16 protein-coding genes are annotated in these 17,433 nt (G+C 56.8%); 11 read left to right on the top strand and 5 right to left on the bottom strand.

What is annotated here, in order from left to right; translation table 11 throughout:
* Window positions 1-602: 602 nt before the first annotated feature.
* Complete coding sequence (locus QMG79_RS00280) at window positions 603-1,157, bottom strand: TetR/AcrR family transcriptional regulator (protein ID WP_283536574.1); 555 nt, start codon at window positions 1,155-1,157, stop codon at window positions 603-605.
* An 87-nt stretch (window positions 1,158-1,244) separates the two neighbouring features.
* Between QMG79_RS00280 and QMG79_RS00275 the strand changes: the two genes are divergently transcribed.
* Window positions 1,245-2,195: a quinone oxidoreductase family protein gene (locus QMG79_RS00275; protein WP_283536573.1), complete on the top strand. Its 951-nt coding sequence runs from the start codon at window positions 1,245-1,247 to the stop codon at window positions 2,193-2,195.
* Between the two features lie 896 nt (window positions 2,196-3,091).
* Window positions 3,092-4,072: an alpha/beta hydrolase family protein gene (locus tag QMG79_RS00270; protein WP_283536572.1), complete on the top strand. Its 981-nt coding sequence runs from the start codon at window positions 3,092-3,094 to the stop codon at window positions 4,070-4,072.
* Window positions 4,073-4,314: 242 nt separating this feature from the next.
* On the opposite strand, the gene QMG79_RS00265 is transcribed toward QMG79_RS00270, so the two are convergent.
* From QMG79_RS00265 to QMG79_RS00255, 3 genes are all read right to left on the bottom strand, one after another.
* A complete protein-coding gene (locus tag QMG79_RS00265; RefSeq protein ID WP_283536571.1) occupies window positions 4,315-4,932 on the bottom strand; it encodes a response regulator transcription factor in 618 nt (205 codons plus the stop codon).
* A complete protein-coding gene (locus QMG79_RS00260; protein WP_283536570.1) occupies window positions 4,929-5,915 on the bottom strand; it encodes a sensor histidine kinase in 987 nt (328 codons plus the stop codon). The genes QMG79_RS00265 and QMG79_RS00260 overlap by 4 nt, the downstream gene beginning before the upstream one ends.
* A 149-nt stretch (window positions 5,916-6,064) precedes the next feature.
* Window positions 6,065-6,310: a hypothetical protein gene (locus QMG79_RS00255; protein ID WP_283536569.1), complete on the bottom strand. Its 246-nt coding sequence runs from the start codon at window positions 6,308-6,310 to the stop codon at window positions 6,065-6,067.
* Window positions 6,311-6,412: 102 nt separating this feature from the next.
* Between QMG79_RS00255 and QMG79_RS00250 the strand changes: the two genes are divergently transcribed.
* The 6 genes from QMG79_RS00250 (at window position 6,413) to QMG79_RS00220 (ending at window position 13,142) form a co-directional block, all read left to right on the top strand.
* Window positions 6,413-7,081, top strand: a complete 669-nt coding sequence (locus tag QMG79_RS00250) for a stage II sporulation protein M (RefSeq protein ID WP_283536568.1) — start codon at window positions 6,413-6,415, stop codon at window positions 7,079-7,081.
* 109 nt (window positions 7,082-7,190) lie between these two features.
* On the top strand, window positions 7,191-8,204 hold the full coding sequence (locus QMG79_RS00245) for a DUF418 domain-containing protein (RefSeq protein WP_283536567.1): 1,014 nt from the start codon (window positions 7,191-7,193) through the stop codon (window positions 8,202-8,204).
* A gap of 649 nt (window positions 8,205-8,853) precedes the next feature.
* On the top strand, window positions 8,854-10,629 hold the full coding sequence (locus QMG79_RS00240) for an alpha/beta fold hydrolase (RefSeq protein ID WP_283536566.1): 1,776 nt from the start codon (window positions 8,854-8,856) through the stop codon (window positions 10,627-10,629).
* Window positions 10,630-10,689: 60 nt separating this feature from the next.
* Entirely contained in the window at window positions 10,690-11,094 is a 405-nt protein-coding gene (locus QMG79_RS00235; protein WP_283536565.1) for a nuclear transport factor 2 family protein, read from the top strand.
* 252 nt (window positions 11,095-11,346) lie between these two features.
* On the top strand, window positions 11,347-11,913 hold the full coding sequence (locus QMG79_RS00225; RefSeq protein ID WP_283536564.1) for a TetR/AcrR family transcriptional regulator: 567 nt from the start codon (window positions 11,347-11,349) through the stop codon (window positions 11,911-11,913).
* Between the two features lie 176 nt (window positions 11,914-12,089).
* On the top strand, window positions 12,090-13,142 hold the full coding sequence (locus QMG79_RS00220) for an SGNH/GDSL hydrolase family protein (RefSeq protein WP_283536563.1): 1,053 nt from the start codon (window positions 12,090-12,092) through the stop codon (window positions 13,140-13,142).
* 311 nt (window positions 13,143-13,453) lie between these two features.
* Here the strand turns inward: QMG79_RS00220 and QMG79_RS00215 are convergent, their stop codons facing one another.
* Window positions 13,454-14,083: a small multidrug efflux protein gene (locus QMG79_RS00215; protein WP_283536562.1), complete on the bottom strand. Its 630-nt coding sequence runs from the start codon at window positions 14,081-14,083 to the stop codon at window positions 13,454-13,456.
* A gap of 205 nt (window positions 14,084-14,288) precedes the next feature.
* On the opposite strand from QMG79_RS00215, the gene QMG79_RS00210 reads away from it, so the two are divergent.
* The 3 genes from QMG79_RS00210 (at window position 14,289) to QMG79_RS00195 (ending at window position 16,714) form a co-directional block, all read left to right on the top strand.
* Entirely contained in the window at window positions 14,289-15,113 is an 825-nt protein-coding gene (locus QMG79_RS00210; protein ID WP_283536561.1) for a MerR family transcriptional regulator, read from the top strand.
* 580 nt (window positions 15,114-15,693) lie between these two features.
* Entirely contained in the window at window positions 15,694-16,020 is a 327-nt protein-coding gene (locus tag QMG79_RS00200; protein ID WP_283536559.1) for a hypothetical protein, read from the top strand.
* Window positions 16,021-16,315: 295 nt separating this feature from the next.
* Window positions 16,316-16,714 (top strand): transposase, encoded by a 399-nt coding sequence (locus QMG79_RS00195; protein WP_283537314.1) that lies wholly within the window; start codon window positions 16,316-16,318, stop codon window positions 16,712-16,714.
* Window positions 16,715-17,433: the final 719 nt, after the last annotated feature.

Below are 17,433 nucleotides of genomic sequence, written 5' to 3'. Positions count from 1 at the left end.
GTAGTGTCAATACGCTAACAGTTATGAATCTATCGGTAAGTGTCAATCTTGGACCGGACGAGCGGGGGTCGTAGCTCCGACCTCGTGATTTTTTAGAACTCCACTGGCAAGCCGATCCGCGGACAGGCTCTTGGTGGCCGGAGCAGACAGGTCGCTGGTCTGGGGTCCGGGTTGTCCTTCATTTCTTCCTGCAGGTACGCGAGGTTGGCCCTGGACTCACTTCGCACCAGGGACATGCTTCCGCCTGAAATCGGAAACGAAATCGGCATCAACCAATTTAGGTTGACATAAGGCAGGTTATCGGCGTTTAAAAGTCAGTCAGAAGTGACTGATTTCTTGTCTGAGTTAAGAACCAAGAACCAAGAACATCTTGTCTTTGGCCTCATGATCAGTTTCCAGGTAAGGATCGTGTTCTTTTGCGGTTCCGTAACAGTTCCCGAACAAGGCAGCCCAGGCTGCGGTACGTACGCAAGGTTGATGTTCAAAGCGCGGAGTTGGCCCTTCAGTGTGTGGCCTTGATAAACAGTCCATTGAGGTCGAACCTTCACGCTCTTGGTACCCCAAATGAAAACTATTGATGCACAGCCAACAGTGGAACTGTTTCAGTTCACTCGTATCTTGAACGACCGCTCGAAATGTTCCAGCAAGTGGAAGATCTTTTCTTCGGCGTGGTGCGGGTCCAATAGTGCAAGTGCTCCAGCCGACTCGATGAGCAGGACCAGATCGCTCCAGGTTGTGTCGGGGTAGATCTCACCCTCTTCGACGCCCCGACGGATCAGGAATTCTACATCGGCGCGAAACGTCTCGCGGCGCTCGGCGAACCTGTCAGATCTTAGAAATGCGTGGACCAGCAAGTCTGCGCAATGTGGGTGACGGGCCTGATTGGCAAGTAGGGTGCGGGTCAGGTTTAGAAAGGTCAATCCCGGACTACCTGAGCGTCGGGCCTCGCCAGCACTGTCGAGCCAAAAATCGAGGTCTCGCGCGAATACCTCTTCAATTATGGCCTGCTTGCTAGGGAATCGTCGAAGAAGCGTGGCGATGCCTACGTCGGCATGCGCCGCAATTTCATTGAGCGAGACCGAGGTTCCTACGTCGTTAAATAGATTTGAAGCTGCATTGATGATCTTTTCGCGGTTGCGCTCAGCGTCAGCACGCACGAGATCTCCTTAAATGGAGTAGTTGATCCACTTGTGATAGAAAGATGAGTGTAGTAAAGGACCAACGAACAATAGTGAGGAAATCTCTTGAAAGCAATCCAATTCGATTCATACGGACCCCCGAAGGTTCTCCGCGAAGTTACAGTGGGCATACCAAATCCCGGCATCAACCAAGTTCGTGTCCGTGTCGAGGCGACAAGTGTCAATCATGTCGACGTACTCGCGCGAGCGGGTTGGTACAAGCGAATAACTTGGTCGAAGGGACCCTACGGCACTGGAATTGATTTGGTCGGCATAGTCGATGCCATCGGCGAAAAGGTCAAGGGCTACTCGCAGGGAGATCGCGTTTGGGGCGTGCTCGGCAACGCGTTCTCGCTCCCCGTGGGGATGCTTGCTGACTACGCACTCGTGCCGACTAAGGCCCTGGCGCCAGCCCCAACCGGAATGACCTCGGAAGAAGCGGCATCTGCTTTAGTGCCTGCCACTATCGCCTGGACTGCTATGACGCACGTCCCCATTACACCCGGGGACACGATCGTTGTTCGCGGTGCTGCAGGAGGGATGGGTTCAGCGATCGTTCAACTGGCTGCGCACCGCGGTGCTCGGGTCATTGGCATCGCAACTGACCAGACGGCTGAGTTTGTATTGGGTCTTGGGGCCGATCAGGTTCTGGACTACCGTCGAACTGCACCTGGTGACATCCCGCGCGTCGATGGCATCTTTGATACCACCGGCGTCGATCTCATGGCTTGGCAGAAGCGACTTAAGCAGAAGGGCCGGATGGTGACGACCGCAGCACTCAAGTCGCCAGCTGCGTTTGGAGCGATACTCGGCTCGATCCCGGCTGGCCAGCGCCGAGTCCGCGGCTTCGCAGGTCAACCCACACGCAGCGCAATCAAGCAAGCTGCACACCTTCTCACCGAAGGTGTCATCAAGCCCAGTATTGCCGCGTCCTTCGCAATGGACCAGATCGCAGATGCACATCGCGTGTTCGAGTCCCATGGAAGCACAGGACGTTTAGTCATCACGCCACACTAACCCGATCAGGCAGAGGCTAAAGCAAGCTGTCAGCCCACTACGCTGGGTGCTCCACCGCAAGCTATTTGCGGCGTCCGTAACTGTGACTCGAGAGCCACCAGCATGGTTGGGATGCGCATAGGCGCGTCAAAGATGGTGAGACATCTCGCTTCAATTTTTGATCTATCTTCACCCAACGATTGAACGCGGTCTGGGAGATTCCCGGTTCAGCGGACACCAGAGCCAGCAAACGGCAAGACGAATCAACAAATGCAACAGAATCTGTTTTTCACTCACCACAAATAGGTTGAACCAGAAGACGCAGGAAAACCCACTCGGCCCTGTCTCACTTCAGGAGTACACCTCACCCCAGGAGCGGCGACATGACCGTCAACGGGCAGCTCAACACCGAGCACAGCGCGCCGATGCTCCAGGCTGGTGCTCTCTCGGGCCCTTGAGCAATCCACACAATGCACTTTGCGTACGACTCCCCCAGATCATTGTGTATCGGGCGATCCTTTCGCGCGAAGCCGTCACCGGAGGGGTGGGCGAGTCGGCGCACCAGCTCATAGTCCAGGTGACGTGCAGCTTGCTCTCCGCACACGGGGCATCAGAGGCAGAGCCCATCGTAAATGCCCTGCCTGCTGAACAATGGCGTGTGCGAGGGATGGCAGCGAGGGCCTATGGTCGCCAACAGTTTGGCAAAACGCTTGCTCAACTCAGCCTCATAGCGTCCGGCCCCGGTGCTCGCGTGCAACGATGGTGTCCTAGGCCAGGCTCAAAGACGAGCCAGGCGGGGGCACATGCGACAGATCGTGTCGGCTGTGGTCCTTCCGCTACCGGATTGGCTCTGAAAACCTTGCGCCCTGCCCGTTGTTTTGGCTTCGGGTTAGGTAACGGGGGAATGGAAGGCACATATGACACGATCCTTTGACCTGACGTGGAAGCTGGATGGCATCACAATGGAGGGCTCGGTTATGTGTCCCGACGGTGGTGGGCCATTCCCTTCAGTGATCTTTGTTGCTGGCAGCGGCCCAACAGATCGCGATTGGTGCTCACCGCTATTGCCCGGTAGCAATGGCAGCGCCCGACTGTTGGCAGAGTCCTTCGCAGATGAGGGTATTGCTTCTCTTCGTTACGACAAGCGGGCGTCCGGCCCGCACGCGATGGAGAATGCCGGAAAGCTCAGTGGGAAGATGAGCATGAAATCGCATCTAGACGAGCTGATCGCAGCCGTCACTGAGCTCTCTCGGCAGGACTTCGTGGACTCGGCAGGAATTGTGGGGCTCGGCCACAGTGAAGGAACCCTGCACGTGCTGCACTACGTTACAACGGCCCAAGGCGTCCCCTTAGCGGGAATCATCCTCGCCGCACTACCTGGGCGGCCGATAGAAACTGTGTTGATATCGCAACTGGCGCTCCAGGCACAAATTATCGATGACACCGAATTTATGTCGAAGGTGCACGCGGCCGCTGCACGATACTCCTCCGGGCAGCAGATGGATCTTGATCCGAGCCTGCCGGATAACGTGAAGATAGCCCTTGCTGGCATCGAAGCTCCGGCGAACCTGCCTTTCGCCCGCGAGTTGTGGATCGAATCGGCGAGTGATTCCCTCGCGAAGGTACAGATCCCCACGTTGGTTCTCATTGGCACGAAAGACCTCCAGGTAGACGTTTACGCCGATGGCACTCCACTCCAAGATGCCGCTGCGGGGATGGCCAATGTAACGTTCTACTTCCCGGCCAACGCCAATCACGTATTCAAAGAGGATCAACGCTCTCAGATTGATATCGCCGCGTCGCCAGGCAGTGGATACAACGAGCTGGATACGCATCTTGACCCCGAAAGTTTGGAAACGATCCTCAACTGGCTCGCTGTCAATGGCATGTCCGCCTGACGTATCGTGGCTCAGCCTGCAAGGAATGCGCATCCCGAAAGCGCGCGCTTCACGCTGCCGACGAGACACAAATCCCTATCTCAGGCGCCGCATGCGCTATTTTGGTCAGTGATTGCAGTGCAATCGTCCATAGCTTCGAAATACGTTACAAATGCCGCGTTAGTGAGCGTCGCCGAACCGATCTCTAACGCTGCCGCCGTCGAAGGCACGGGGTCCGTGTTGTTTCAGTTCAGAACTCCAAGTCACAACCAACCGCGGTCCCGGGCTACCCTCGCTGCGTCGTGCCGGGTCGTTGTCGCTGTTTTCTGAGTGGCGTCCGAGAGGTAATTTCGGACAGTGCCAGAGGCAAGGTGCAGTCGCCGTGCGATGTCCTTGACCGAGTACCCCTCGCGTGTCTCCCGTAAAACATCAGCTTCGCGCGCTGTCAGGGGTGAGTCATCGACAACTGAGGCCTCAAGAACATCGTGTGCTATCCAGCGATCGCCGTTATTGACTTTGCGGATCACTTCGGCGATTTCTTCCGGGTCGGAACTCTTACTCATGAAACCAAGCACCCCGAGCTTGAGTGCTCGCCGGAGGACGCCCTGCCGAGCATGCCGAGTGAGCATCAGTACGCGCTGTCCGGCATTTTTGGACATAATCGATTCGACTGCATCCAAGCCGTCCATCTCAGGCATCTCTAAGTCGATGACGAGTACATCTGGAAGGTGCTGAAGCGTCGCCATCACGGCCTCGCGACCGTTCTCCGCCTGCGCCACGACACTGATAGTCCCGTCAAGAGTGAGGACCGCCGAAAGTGCTGTTCGCAACAAATGCTCGTCATCGGCCAGAATGATCCTAATCGGACGCGCCTCTTTCATCGTATGTCCTCGATCCCCGCAGTTTTGCGTTCGGGATCAATCCGAGCGGAAACGAAAAACTTATCTGTGGATTGTTCGATCCACAGCACGCCACCCGCGCCCTCCACTCGATCCCGCAGACGAGCAAGACCCCTCAGAGTAGAACCACCCGCATCGACAGCGCCGTCGTTAATGACTTCGACAGATATCGGCGAGGCACTGATCGTGACGAGGGTTGGGCGCGCATGGCGAAGCAGGTTCGTAGTAGCTTCCCGAAGAACCTGTGCTAGCAGAGGATCCGCGGCATCCCCGCCCGCGTTGTCGAATCTCACCTCGACCATCACGCCAGCTGCCTCGACGAGACTCTTCGTGTTCTCGAGCTCAGCCAACAAATTTAGCTTGTATCGCGCATATGTCAGCGCTCTCGTCTCCGCAATGGTCTCGTCGACGAGGCGACGGATCTCGCTGAATTCCATATCGGCTCGGTCGGGATCTGTGTACACCACGCGTCGACCCAGGGCGGCTTTCAGCTTGATGATATGAAGGGAATGGCCCTGAATGTCGTGCAGGTCCCCGGCGAAGCGCATCCGCTCGCGGGCGGTCGCAAGCTCAGCCTCGGTCTCCTGAGCGCGTTCGAGTCGGCGCACCACTTTCCAGGCCTGTTCACTGAGCAGAATCACCGCAACGATAAAGAGCGTGCCGACAGCTGGAAGCACAAGGTACTGGGCCGCGAGCACCCAACTGGCTGGGTGGAAAACAAATGAGCTCGTCCCCACCGCTGTGACCGACAATACGAACGCGAAAATCCACAACCGCCATCTTCGTGTCCGCGCAAGCAGGAGCGCGCCGATAAGCGCCACTGGTACAAATCCGATCGGGCTCGATGCCGTCAGTGACCCAATAATCCACGACGCTGTGGTGAACATGAGCGCAAGGATCGCCTGGCGCGGGTACCCATCCAAACTCCACTTGCGCAGTAAAGCAAGAGTGATGAGGAATCCCAAGGCGACGAGTAGAGCGTCCGACCAAGATGTTGCCGTGAGCACAATCCCGACAATGCTAAGAGGCGCAATCGCTGCTACAGCGCTAACCATCGCCACCCTGCGCATCCGTGTGATGCTTGAAACCTCATCCTTCGCGTGATCGTCGATAGTTAGCTCCGATTCTCGGCCTCCTGCTGTTTGATCGCACGACCAACGGGGCGCTTTGCGATCATGGCCACGATGCCGAGCCCAAGAGCGACATACTGCAACGCAGAGTTCTGAATGAATCCTTCCACGATATTCGCTGGAAGTGTCACGAAGAGGCCAAAATCAAAATAGATGTAGCCAATGTAAGCAAAGAAGACGGTCGCACCGAAGACAATGACCGCACTCAGCGCAAGATCGAAGATTTTCATGGACTCCACGATCCCGTGCACGCAGGTTCGACGGTAGTGACGCCACGTCACATCAACATGATGACACCTCGCCACTGCAAGCGCATCGAAACCTAAGATGTGATGGATTACATGACATCTCTAGCCACCACTCAGGTCCATGCACCTTCACCGCTCTGGCGGCGCCCCTTTACAATCATCCGCGAAAACAAGCGCGCCTACCTCATACTCAACCTTGCCAGTTACGGACTGGCAATCATCGGTTTCTTGATCGGACTAGCCTTTCCTGCGCTCAGTGCGGTGCAGGTGACGTCGTTGGAAGAGGACGGCACTGCCGAACTCGTGCGTGGGCTACTCAACACCCCGCCGCTTTTTGCACTGATAATCCTTTGCGTAAACCTCTTCCGGATCAGCCTGCTAACCATCGTGCTTCCATCACTTATCGTGCCGTTTGCTGGACTCGCACTCTTCGCATACTGGGCAGTCCAGGTAGGCATCACACTCGCCCCGTCCACCCCCGATGGATGGGTGTCGCTCATTCCTCATTCTCTGACCTTCGTCATCGAACTCCAGGCCTATGTGCTCTTTGCCCTCGGCGCTTACCTCATCGGTAGAAACTGGCTGTTTCCGCGCAGAAACGGCGCGCAGAACCGTCGCAAGGGCTACCTCCAAGGCTTGAAGCAGATCGGTCTTCTGGCGCTCCCCGCGCTAGTGCTGCTCATCATCGGTGCCGTGTGGGAGGCGTACTCAATCCGGTACTTCGTCTACCCGCTCCAACAACTGCTGCTGTAGCTCCCCTCCCCCACTTCACCGCGGTCAAGAACGAGCCACGGTTCCCGTTTGACCCTATTGCGAGGACATGGTGTGTACTTGACACTCACCACGTCGAAAGGAGATCGATGTGGCACCTCACCTGATACTCGCCTCGACATCGCGTTGGGCTGTCATCGATGCGCTGCGAGGGTTTGCGCTCTGTGGCATCCTGATCGTCAATATTCCAGATATCGTGCAGCTCGGATACAGGTTGGAAATCAACAGCGTAGGCGCCCTCGGAAGAGAGCCACTGGATTGGCTAGTGCAGACCAGATTCATTCCTATTTTCACCCTTCTCTTCGGGATGAGCCTGACTTTCGTTGCAAACGGAGCGCGCCAGCGTGAGCGACGACCGTGGTTGGCGCTCGTCGCTCGGTTGATGGCACTCTTCGTCATAGGGTTTCTTCATTCTCTGATTTATCCCGGAGAGGTTCTCCGGGAGTACGCCACCTTAGGACTATTGGTCGCACCGGTCGCGCTTCTCGCCCCAAGAGCCGTGCAGCTTGTCTTCGGCGCCGTACTTTTGGTCGCCGCCTATGTCGCGACCGGCGGCGGACTCGCCGCCACACCAGGACTCATGTTGCTGGGGTCCGCTCTAGGGTCTTACGGTCTCGGCCGAGCTCTCGATACCAAATCGCGAGCAGTAGCCATCACGTTCGCAATTTCGCTGGTGCTGCTGATTCCTGCACTGTTCTGGCAAGGAACTACGCCCGGTGATCCTAGGTTCTCAACCGCGGGGTCTGTTGCCGGCCTCGTTATGGCCTCCCTCTACGCAACTGGGCTGTCATTCATATGGGTCACACCCGCGCGGAGTCTCGTGATTCAACTTTTTGAACCTCTCGGGCGGATGTCGCTAAGCAATTACGTGGGAGCATCCTCAATTGCCTTCTCTGTCAGCAAAGTTATCGACTTCACCACGATGACCACAATGTGGCCCGCTCTCTTGTTGACAGTTGGCATCCTCGTCACGCAAAACATCTCCAGTCGCGTGTGGTTGCATTACTTCAACTACGGGCCCCTCGAATGGATCTGGCGTATGGCCACCTGGCGCGAGCCTATTTCGCTCCTCGCACCGTCACCCCGAATGTCTACTGCCGTGTAATAGGTGTCTCTACGCTGCGCAATAGATGCAAAGAGTCAGCAATCACAATCTTTCTGGGGTGAAGGCAGTTGATGACACGTCGTCTTGTGACCGTTTCCGTGAGTTAGGTGGTTGCGCTACATCCCGGTAGTTCCCGCACGTCTTTTCACGAGGTGGCACCGACCCGATGCCACCTCGGCGCAGCGGCGGAATCCTAGCGTGACGCACGGTGCGCTATCGGCCGAAGGTGAACGCTAGGAAAGCGAACGTGGACAGCGCAATCATTGCGATGGGAAGCCCTGTCGGCCCACAAAGAGAATCGTCGCACTCTCAAGGGCAAGGCATAACAACGAACGCTGCGGCGATTCCAAAGGCGGATAGAGCAAGCGGCGTCGGGGAGGAGACTGCCGCACGCAGTGAAGATACGGTGCGATGAACGTGTAGGGCAGATCATAGGCGAGTATCTGCACGGCAGACGCACGAGCTTGTTTCTGTTGGCGTAGGCAAGTTCGTGGTCATTATGAGCAAACTTCTAATACTTTGGTGCCCCGAATGTGACCCTCGCGCCAGCTGGGCCCGGTAACCCGTATTTGACCTTGTGCTGGCCACACGGTGTGAACTAAACCACAAGCCGCTCTGATGGGGCTCCAAACAAGAAAAGAGAGTAATCGTGCCCTCTACAACACAGGGACCAGCCAGTCCGGATGACGCGAATGAGGGAACCAGTGTCCCCCTTATGGTGCGCCGCCGGAAGAGATTTGTGATCGCGGGGGTGGCCATACTGGCAGTTGCGACCCTTGTGGGATCTGCGGTTGTGTGGGGCACAACTAAGTCCTCAAGCTCCCGGATGCCAGAGGTTACCGAGCTCGCCGGATCTCTTGCGGATCAGAAGCTGATGTGGGAATCCTGTGACTTCGGCCCAGCGGAACTGTTACCTGGCGATGAGGCAACAAATGTAGAGTGCGCGACAATTCAGGTCCCGAAAGACTGGCTCGACCCAGACCCGACAGATACCTGGGACGTGCGCGTGTCTTTTGCGCAGAACCTCGACGTGTCAGATCCTGAAGCGGAGACACTTTTCCTGCACCCTGGGGGCCCGTTTCCCGCGCTGTCGTTTAGCTCGACGACTCAGTATCGGGTTCCTGAGCTTCGTTCATCGACGAACTTCCTGAGTTTTGACCAGCGTGGTCTCGGTCGATCGAGCACATTGGTTTGCGAGTACCAATACGACCCCGCCGACGGACCGGCAGCCCAGCCTCGGGCAATCGGTGAAACGTGTTCGGATGACCCCGATTTTGCCACCATGACGACGGAACAAGTCGCGTACGACATGGATTTCATGCGGCATCTGCTTGGTATTGAGAAAGTCTCATATCTTGGCTATTCCTACGGGACATGGCTTGGATCGTGGTTCGGAAAACTCTTCCCCAACAACATCGAACGAATGGTACTTGACTCAGCAATCGACGGGGTCAGTGCGACGTACGAAAAAAGTTGGAAGGGCCAGGACGTCGCCATCGACCGGCAGCTCAGGCTGCTGATGATGAATTGGCTCGCGCGGAATGACGCCACGTTTGAGCTGGGGGTTGAGCCTGAGGTCATCTGGGAACGCTACTTTGCGGCGACCGGCCCTCCCGAGATGGCGGACGCTGCATACCTCGTCTGGGCTTCGACCGGCGCAGCCACGTTACAAGCAAAACCCGTCGCCTCTGAATTCGTTGCTGGCGTGATCAAGCAACTCATAGTGGAGGGCGAGTCAGACCTTACGGGCGATCACATCGAGCGGGCTACCCGCGTCATCAACAGCCTTGGCCTTTCGGATGAAACGAGGACAGCTTCGCTCGCGCAGTTCCCCATCTACGCGCACGTTCCGGCGCAGTCTAACGGACTGGTCCAGGCAAGCTACTCGAGCGCCGATGACTTCCTCCGCTGCGCCGATGGCCAGTGGACACAGGGTCAGTCACACTGGGATGACTACCACTCTCAGATGGTGGAGCTAGCGCCGTTCACCGCGCAACTCAAACGCCTCGATGCCCCGCCGGAGTGTGCTTTCTGGTCGACAGACGTTGAGATGCCCAAAGCCATCGGAGCCTTTCCTGAGACGATCGTCCTGCAAAGTGAGCTAGACCCGCTCGCACCGTGGGAGCGAGGACAAGCCCTCGGGAATACTCTCCCAAATACGAGCCTGATTGCTATTGACAATGAGGGAGTGCACGGTGTCTTTCCCTATGGGACCGCGGACGTTGATCGACCCGTTCTGGACTTCCTTGTGGGAGACGCTGACCGACCCGATTCCATAGTCGTCCCTGCGAAGCCTTTGCCACTGGAAGAGCAAACGTTCGAGCAGTGGGCCCCGCTCGAACTAAGGGGGGACCGACACGACCCCAGCTTCACCGATCCGCTGTTTCTCGCCCCTACCGGCGTGGGTTCGATCAATGGCGATTGACACCGCAATGCATCACACGTGCGACTACCAACGAAATCAACCCACGGAAAGATGGCGAAAATGACAGACCTAGAGGCACTGACCAGGCTCGAAAATGCGATCAACTCCCACGACGCCGACAGCATCGCCGCATGTTTCTCCGCCGACTATGTTTCAGAGACCCCTCATCATCCATCAACGAATTTTAGGGGGCGCGTGATTGTGCTGAGTAACTGGAAGGCGATGCTCACCCAATTTCCGGACCTTAAGGCACGAATTTCTCGTCATGCGGTGAACGGCGACGATGTGTGGTCGGAATGGGAAATGACAGGCACTGCGGCCGATGGGATTTCCGCGGAGATCATCGGCCCCGTCATCTGGCGCACCGATGCTTATGGCCTCGTGTCCTGGGCACGTTTCTACCTCGACCCTGTAACCGAAGATCCAATCAGGCCTTCTGACAACAATGCGGATCTTCGCACTTAATCGAACAACGCTTTCTGACCAAACGTAGTGGCGATAAGACTGCCGTAGACAGCACAAACTTCACTACGCGTCCGGGCCTGGTGGCCGGCTTCCTTGGGCCCAACGGATCCGGGGCGATCAAACTCCATCGAGAGCGTCAACGCGAATCCAGTGCAAACGGGGTTACGATAGTCGAGTAACCTACGATATGTAGGTTTTTTACTATTAGGCATAGTTTTTGTGTCGTTGGATCACTGTTGGGAGGTTGTTGCCGTGCGCAAAGGGATCACTAAAGGGGGTCTGGCTGTAGCTGGCGCTGAGCTAGCTGATCAGATGGGCTTTGAGGGCGTGACGGTTGCTGCACTTGCCCGTCATTTTGACGTGAAGCCGGCAAGTTTATATTCACATGTCCTGAGTACCGCGGACCTGAAGATCAGTGTTGCGCTTCTGGCTTTGGAAGAACTCGCAGATCGTGCGTCCGATGCTGTTGCTGGTCGCGCTGGCAAAGATGCTCTCATTGGCCTTGCTGATTCTTTCCGCAGTTACGCGCGGGATCATCCCGGTCGTTTCGCTGCCACCGAGTTGAAGCTAGATCACGAGAGCGCAAAAAAGAGCGCTGGATTCCGTCATGCCCGGCTATTGCGGGCAATGATGCGCGAATATGGTCTCACCGAAATCAACCAAATCCACGCCGTGCGTTGGTTCGGGAGCACGGTCCGAGGTTTCATCGCTTTGGAAATGTCGGGAAGTTTCGATCACAGCGCTCCGGAGGCTGAGGAGAGCTGGTACCGCATCCTCGAAACTCTCGATACCACTTTTCGTCATTGGCCTGGCCAATGAACCCCACTCCACCGCTCTCGGAAGGACAACGGTTGTCATCTCAATCCTGGATCATCACCCCTATCACTTCGGATATTGTCCGCGGCGCGCTAGAACTTGAGCACACCGAACGGGGCACCTTATTTCACCGCCTGCCCTCATGGGCGCGTGCGCAGAGTACTGATCCTCAGCTAAGAATGGTCGACTCCCAGCCTTCTGGAGTCCGCCTGGTCTTTCGATCCAGTGCCACAACAATCGAACTCGATGTCCACCGGACACGGACCACTTATACCGGCTTCCCGGAGCGCCCAGACGGGATCATCGAACTCATGATCGATGGCAACCTCACCGCAGATACCACTACGTCTGGGGGCACTACCTCGACCATCGACATGGCCACTGGGGCAACTACGCAAACAACGGGTCCGATACTCACCGTCCGATTCGCCGAGCTGCCCAGTCACGCGAAAGATATAGAAATTTGGCTTCCCCACAACGAGAATCTTGAGATCCTTCAACTACGCACTGATGCCCCTCTCGAACCAGAGAGCGTCCGCCACCGGCCAGTATGGCTTCATCACGGTAGTTCCATAAGCCAAGGCTCCAACGCCACGCACCCGAGCGAAATTTGGCCAGTAAGAGCCGCACGCCTCAGTGATGTCGAGCTGATCAACCTCGGTTTTGGTGGTAGCGCCCTACTGGACCCCTTCATGGCCAGAACGATGCGTGAGACAGACGCAGACTTCATCAGCGTCAAGATAGGGATCAACCTTGTCAATACCGACCTGATGCGGCTGCGAGCATTCGTCCCCGCAGTTCACGGTTTCCTCGACACCATCCGCGAGGGTCACCCCGAAACTCCCCTTCTGATCATTTCACCGATCTATTGCGCCATCCATGAAGACACCCCAGGCCCAGGAGCCTTCGACATGGATGCTCTGGCAGAAGGAACCATCACATTCCGTGCCACTGGCGACCCAGCCGCACAGGCCGCAGGCAAGCTAACCCTCACCACCATCCGCCAGGCACTAGGTACTATCGTCGAGCAACGACAAAAACAGGACCCCCACCTTTACTATCTCGACGGACTCGAACTCTTCGGGAACACGGATGCCGAGGAATTCCCCCTACCCGATGCCTTGCATCCGAGCCCCGCAGCACATCGATTGATCAGCGAACGCTTCACACAATTGGTGTTCGAGAGCAACCAGCTCTTTGGCGCCCCAACGCAAGAAAAGCCACGACATTAACAAGCATTCAACCCATACATAGCAGTGTTTCATGGCACCAACGACGACTGGTCAAAAAACCCCAGACACATACTGTCACCAGCCACCGACTCCACGACGAAGTTCACTAGCATCCCGTGAAGAGCCCTTACTAGGGGCTGATGGTTGATGGACTCTCGAATCTGCAGGCGACGGAGACCTCATCTGCGACCGATGAGGATCCCTTCGTGTTCGCGCCCCGGTGTCGAGAGTCCACAGAACCCTAGTGCTACTGACAGTGCATCTGAGGCGCGTTTCCGAAGACCCGATGACAATCACTCTCGGGTGGATTCTCACCATCCAAGCCCTGCAAGGACGCTAGTTGCCGCTAGTGCCACAGCGCTCGTCCATAGGAAAATCGCGGTGACCTGCCAAAAAATAACGCGCTTCTTTGGGATGCCCATACCAACGAAAAATGCTGCAGTAAGCATCGTTGGCAGTGCCAACGGGGCAAGTAGGCTAGCGCCGGGAACCCCAAACTTCACCAGCCAACGACGTAGCTTCACCTGGCCCTTCACTCCCCGAGCTGGTTTAGTCTCTCCATCACCGGCGGGATACTCAATCACGTCAACCGAAGAGGTGTTGGGCGCCGTGGACAATGATGTATTGTCATCCGGGACTCCATGGAGAGTCGGAGTAGAAGTCCTCGTTCCTTGGGCTGATGCCGTGCGCGATGCACGATGAACAACAACGCGTTCTCGGACACTAGAACCCAGCAGAACAATAGCGATAACGCACAAAATGTTTCCTGTTGCCCCAGCAATAGCGGCAATGATCGGGTTAATACCCGCAATAATGCCGAAAGCTGCCGCTCCTTCTCCCTCAATATAAGGGACCGCGCCAGCCAAGGCCACGATTAACGGTTGGAGGATACTCGGTACTTGATCGATGAAGCTTTGCAGCCACTCATATGGATTATTCATGTCTCTTCCCTGTTCGGTCTCGGCGCCCGTAAACGACGCCTTTGCCAAACAGTCAAGACTGTGTTCTTACGACAGAGTCAAGCACTGCCTCTCCCCTAACCAATTCCTCGCCCCTTGCTTTGACCCTGTTCCAGGAACATAGTCTTGAATGGGTTCCTGATCACAGTCGGCCCACGGCGGTGGCGCAACCGAAAAGGAAACGGACATGCCTTGGAGTACACGCGAGGTAGCCGACCTCGCCGGAACGACAGTGAACACTATCCGTCACTATCACCGGTCAGGGCTTCTCGAGGAACCAGAACGGATGACCAATGGCTATAAGAAATACGGAGCCCGACACCTCGTCCGTCTGCTGCAGATCCGCCGCCTCCGCGACCTGGGCGTACCACTCGCGCAGATCGAGTCAATAGGGTTTAGCGGGGAACCAACCTACCCAGGACTACTGGGAATCGAAGCGGAACTATCCGCAAGCATCACACGATTGCAACGCGCACGCACCGAAATTCAAGCAATCCTGCAGGGCTCCACAACCACAGACGTACCCGCAGGTTTCGAAGAGATCTCCGGACTCTTATCAGGTCCGGAACGTTCACTCATGCTCATCTACTCTCAACTCTACGACGAGGCAGCAATGGCCGACCTCAAGCAAATGGTGGAGTCCGAGCCGCGAGAAGACGATGCGAACGAGGATTTCAATACGTTGCAGCCCGACGCAGATGAGGCCACTAAACACCGACTAGCAGCGACGTTCGCACCTCTTATCGCACAACACCTCGCGGACTACCCCTGGCTGGTCGACCAAAAAGCGCACCTCTCCAAAAGCCCACAAGTCACCCAGGAAACCTTTGTCGAAACCATGACCGAGCTCTACAACCCCGCACAACTAGAAGTGCTTGCTCACGCCAGCGTCATCGCCACACAGATCCAAGACAAAACAGCCGCAAACGCCGTGCCAAATGATACGACCGAAGACAACGAAAGAACCGATGTACCAAGCAACCGCGGTGACAACGATTCCCGTGATGCATGACCTCGGACTTAGCTCGGGCCCCGGCACTGTGGCCGACGAGTTAGCACCCTTTGTGGATCGCCATTCGCTCGAACGCTCCGACATTTACTTGTCCCCCACAGAAGCTCACTCCAAAACCCGCGAGACAAACTAGAGCAGACGCATCGTTTCAGGAACTAAGGGCTCAGGTCGTTGTCTGACCCTGGCCTCACACTGAAAACGTTCATTGGTTAGAACTGGTGTTCGCAACAAGTGGTTGGTGTGGGTATATGTGTTCTAAAGGTGTGGGCGGTGAATGCGGAACAAAGACGTGCGTTACAGGCCCAGTACGCCCTTCGTGCCCAACCTATCGGGCCTACCCCCGAGGAACTGGACTTCGCGAACAACCCTTCCGAGACGGACGTCCATGGGATCGGTGTTCGTGCGTGGATCAGGTTCCAGGACTGTGCCGAACTTATCGAAGGCGTCGCTCATTCCTGGACAACGAAAGCTGTCCAGGTGTGTTGGGACGACGGGCCCGTGCGCTACCGGACCTGGGTGTGGGCATCAGCTGTGAGCCGGACAACGGAACTGAACCGAACTTTGGGAGAGAGAACAAAGCGTGAGCGTAGTACAGAATGAAGCACCCCCAACACCGGTGGAGGTCCCGGAACGGGTCGATGTCAGGTTTACCCTGGCCGGGGTTCCGTTGGCTATCCGGTACGCAGGACGGATCTGGGCTATTGCGGCTGATCCAGTGCGCTGGTATGAACGCGAGCCCTGGTGGGACACCCAGACCCGGGCACCCATCGGCGTGGACGTCGTGAACGTGCATGTCTGGCGCGTACAAGTACGCATCAACACAGCCTCCCCGCTGCGGACCATGGAAATACGCCGCCGCCCGCTCTCCCCTAGCTGGGTCCTGTCCTCCATTGATGACACGGTCTAGGGCTAGCTAAGGGGATGAGTCACGGACCCGTCCCAGAAACCGTATGGGAGCAAATACGGAACGAGTTTGGTCTCCCCACCCAGGAACAGGTACGCGAACGCCTGGGCACACTCGTAGAAGATCCCGCACCGATCATGCGGCAGGTCTCTCGGGTCTTCATTGGCGAGAGATCATACTGCCCGAGGCGGGCCCCGGACGAAACTCACTGCCCGTGCGGTCACGGCGTCGATGAGCACCTCTGGATATACACACAGAGTTCCTTGGCTCCAGTGTGGTCACCGGGCTCGTGAATTCCATGCGTAAGGCCAACGCCGTGGTGCATGCGCAGTTGCTTGATCTCGTTCTGGGTCGCTCCGGCAAGGCCTACGCGCACTGGCTGAAGAACCAAGCCGTGGGGTTCGCTGATTGGATCGGGACTGCCGTTCTGGATCCGTTCCGGGGCCAGGCGAACGCAATCCGCGATGAACTACCCGAGACCATCACCGTCCTGGATGTCTTCCACGTCCTCAAGCTTGGATCCATCGTTATGATCAGGCCCGCCGTAGCGTTTAGGAAGGCACGTGGGCCGGCGTGGATACGCCAAGGGCCTGCTCAACGGAATACGGCGGAGCCTGCACATCGGGACACAACACCTCGCGCTGAAACAGATCGCAAGGCTGAACACGAAGCTCGAAGAAGGAGATCCAAACCATGACGTCACCCTTGCCTGACAGTGCCACCAACAACTCCTCACGGTTTCCCATGCCCGCCCAGAGACGGGCCGGAAAACAGTCTCCGAGATCCTCGCCGCGTTCGCGTCGTTGAACGCTGGCAACAACACCATAGAATTCTGGAACGAAACAGGATGGGCACCCTATTTAGACACCCTCACTGTCGGATAACATCTGCTGCAAAAAACGAACAACCTCAACCTTGCGCGGTTGACACTTCGAGGTACCTCAGCGACGTTCCGATATAAGTGCATATGAGAACGACGGGCCAATTGAGGTGTGTCAACGATGTATCTTGGCCCATTATCGAAAGTTCCGCCACTTCAACGATCAACTCCGAGCTTTTCAGGTTGGTGCGGCGCCACTGTGCGTTGTTCGTCCTTCGCTAGCGGGTGCCGTAGGTGACGAGGATATTGATCCGTGGAGAGCTAGTCGTTCTGCCGTTTCCGTACCAGGTTGTGCACGTTAGACGGCGAGCATGATTCCCTCCGTGCCTGCGACATCAAGTTTCTCGAGGTCCAACCCAAACCCACAGACCACCGGGTAATCGAACCTGACGCTGGCGCCTAGGCCCTAAGCGACATCGTTGCGCGCCACATTCGGGGGAATTCTGGGCCGAGCGATGACAGCTTGCCAACGAGTTCAACCACGCGCGGGATCATCGATGCTACTTCCGACAGTCCTACGGCATCCAGCAAGGAGC

This window comes from Pseudarthrobacter sp. PS3-L1, from assembly GCF_030063285.1.
In the GTDB taxonomy this organism is placed as follows: Bacteria; Actinomycetota; Actinomycetes; order Actinomycetales; family Micrococcaceae; genus Arthrobacter.
The sequence above is the reverse complement of the archived record's forward strand: the minus strand, read 5'-3'. Positions and strand labels throughout refer to the sequence as shown.

Excerpts from the sequence above, each read along its gene's own strand:
- QMG79_RS00215 (WP_283536562.1), bottom strand. The coding sequence starts at position 14,083 with ATGAATAATCCATATGAGTGGCTGCAAAGCTTCATCGATCAAGTACCG.
- QMG79_RS00195 (WP_283537314.1), top strand. The coding sequence starts at position 16,316 with ATGCGTAAGGCCAACGCCGTGGTGCATGCGCAGTTGCTTGATCTCGTT.
- QMG79_RS00265 (WP_283536571.1), bottom strand. The coding sequence starts at position 4,932 with ATGAAAGAGGCGCGTCCGATTAGGATCATTCTGGCCGATGACGAGCAT.
- QMG79_RS00255 (WP_283536569.1), bottom strand. The coding sequence starts at position 6,310 with ATGAAAATCTTCGATCTTGCGCTGAGTGCGGTCATTGTCTTCGGTGCG.
- QMG79_RS00220 (WP_283536563.1), top strand. The coding sequence starts at position 12,090 with ATGGTCGACTCCCAGCCTTCTGGAGTCCGCCTGGTCTTTCGATCCAGT.
- QMG79_RS00270 (WP_283536572.1), top strand. The coding sequence starts at position 3,092 with ATGACACGATCCTTTGACCTGACGTGGAAGCTGGATGGCATCACAATG.
- QMG79_RS00210 (WP_283536561.1), top strand. The coding sequence starts at position 14,289 with ATGCCTTGGAGTACACGCGAGGTAGCCGACCTCGCCGGAACGACAGTG.
- QMG79_RS00250 (WP_283536568.1), top strand. The coding sequence starts at position 6,413 with ATGGATTACATGACATCTCTAGCCACCACTCAGGTCCATGCACCTTCA.
- QMG79_RS00235 (WP_283536565.1), top strand. The coding sequence starts at position 10,690 with ATGACAGACCTAGAGGCACTGACCAGGCTCGAAAATGCGATCAACTCC.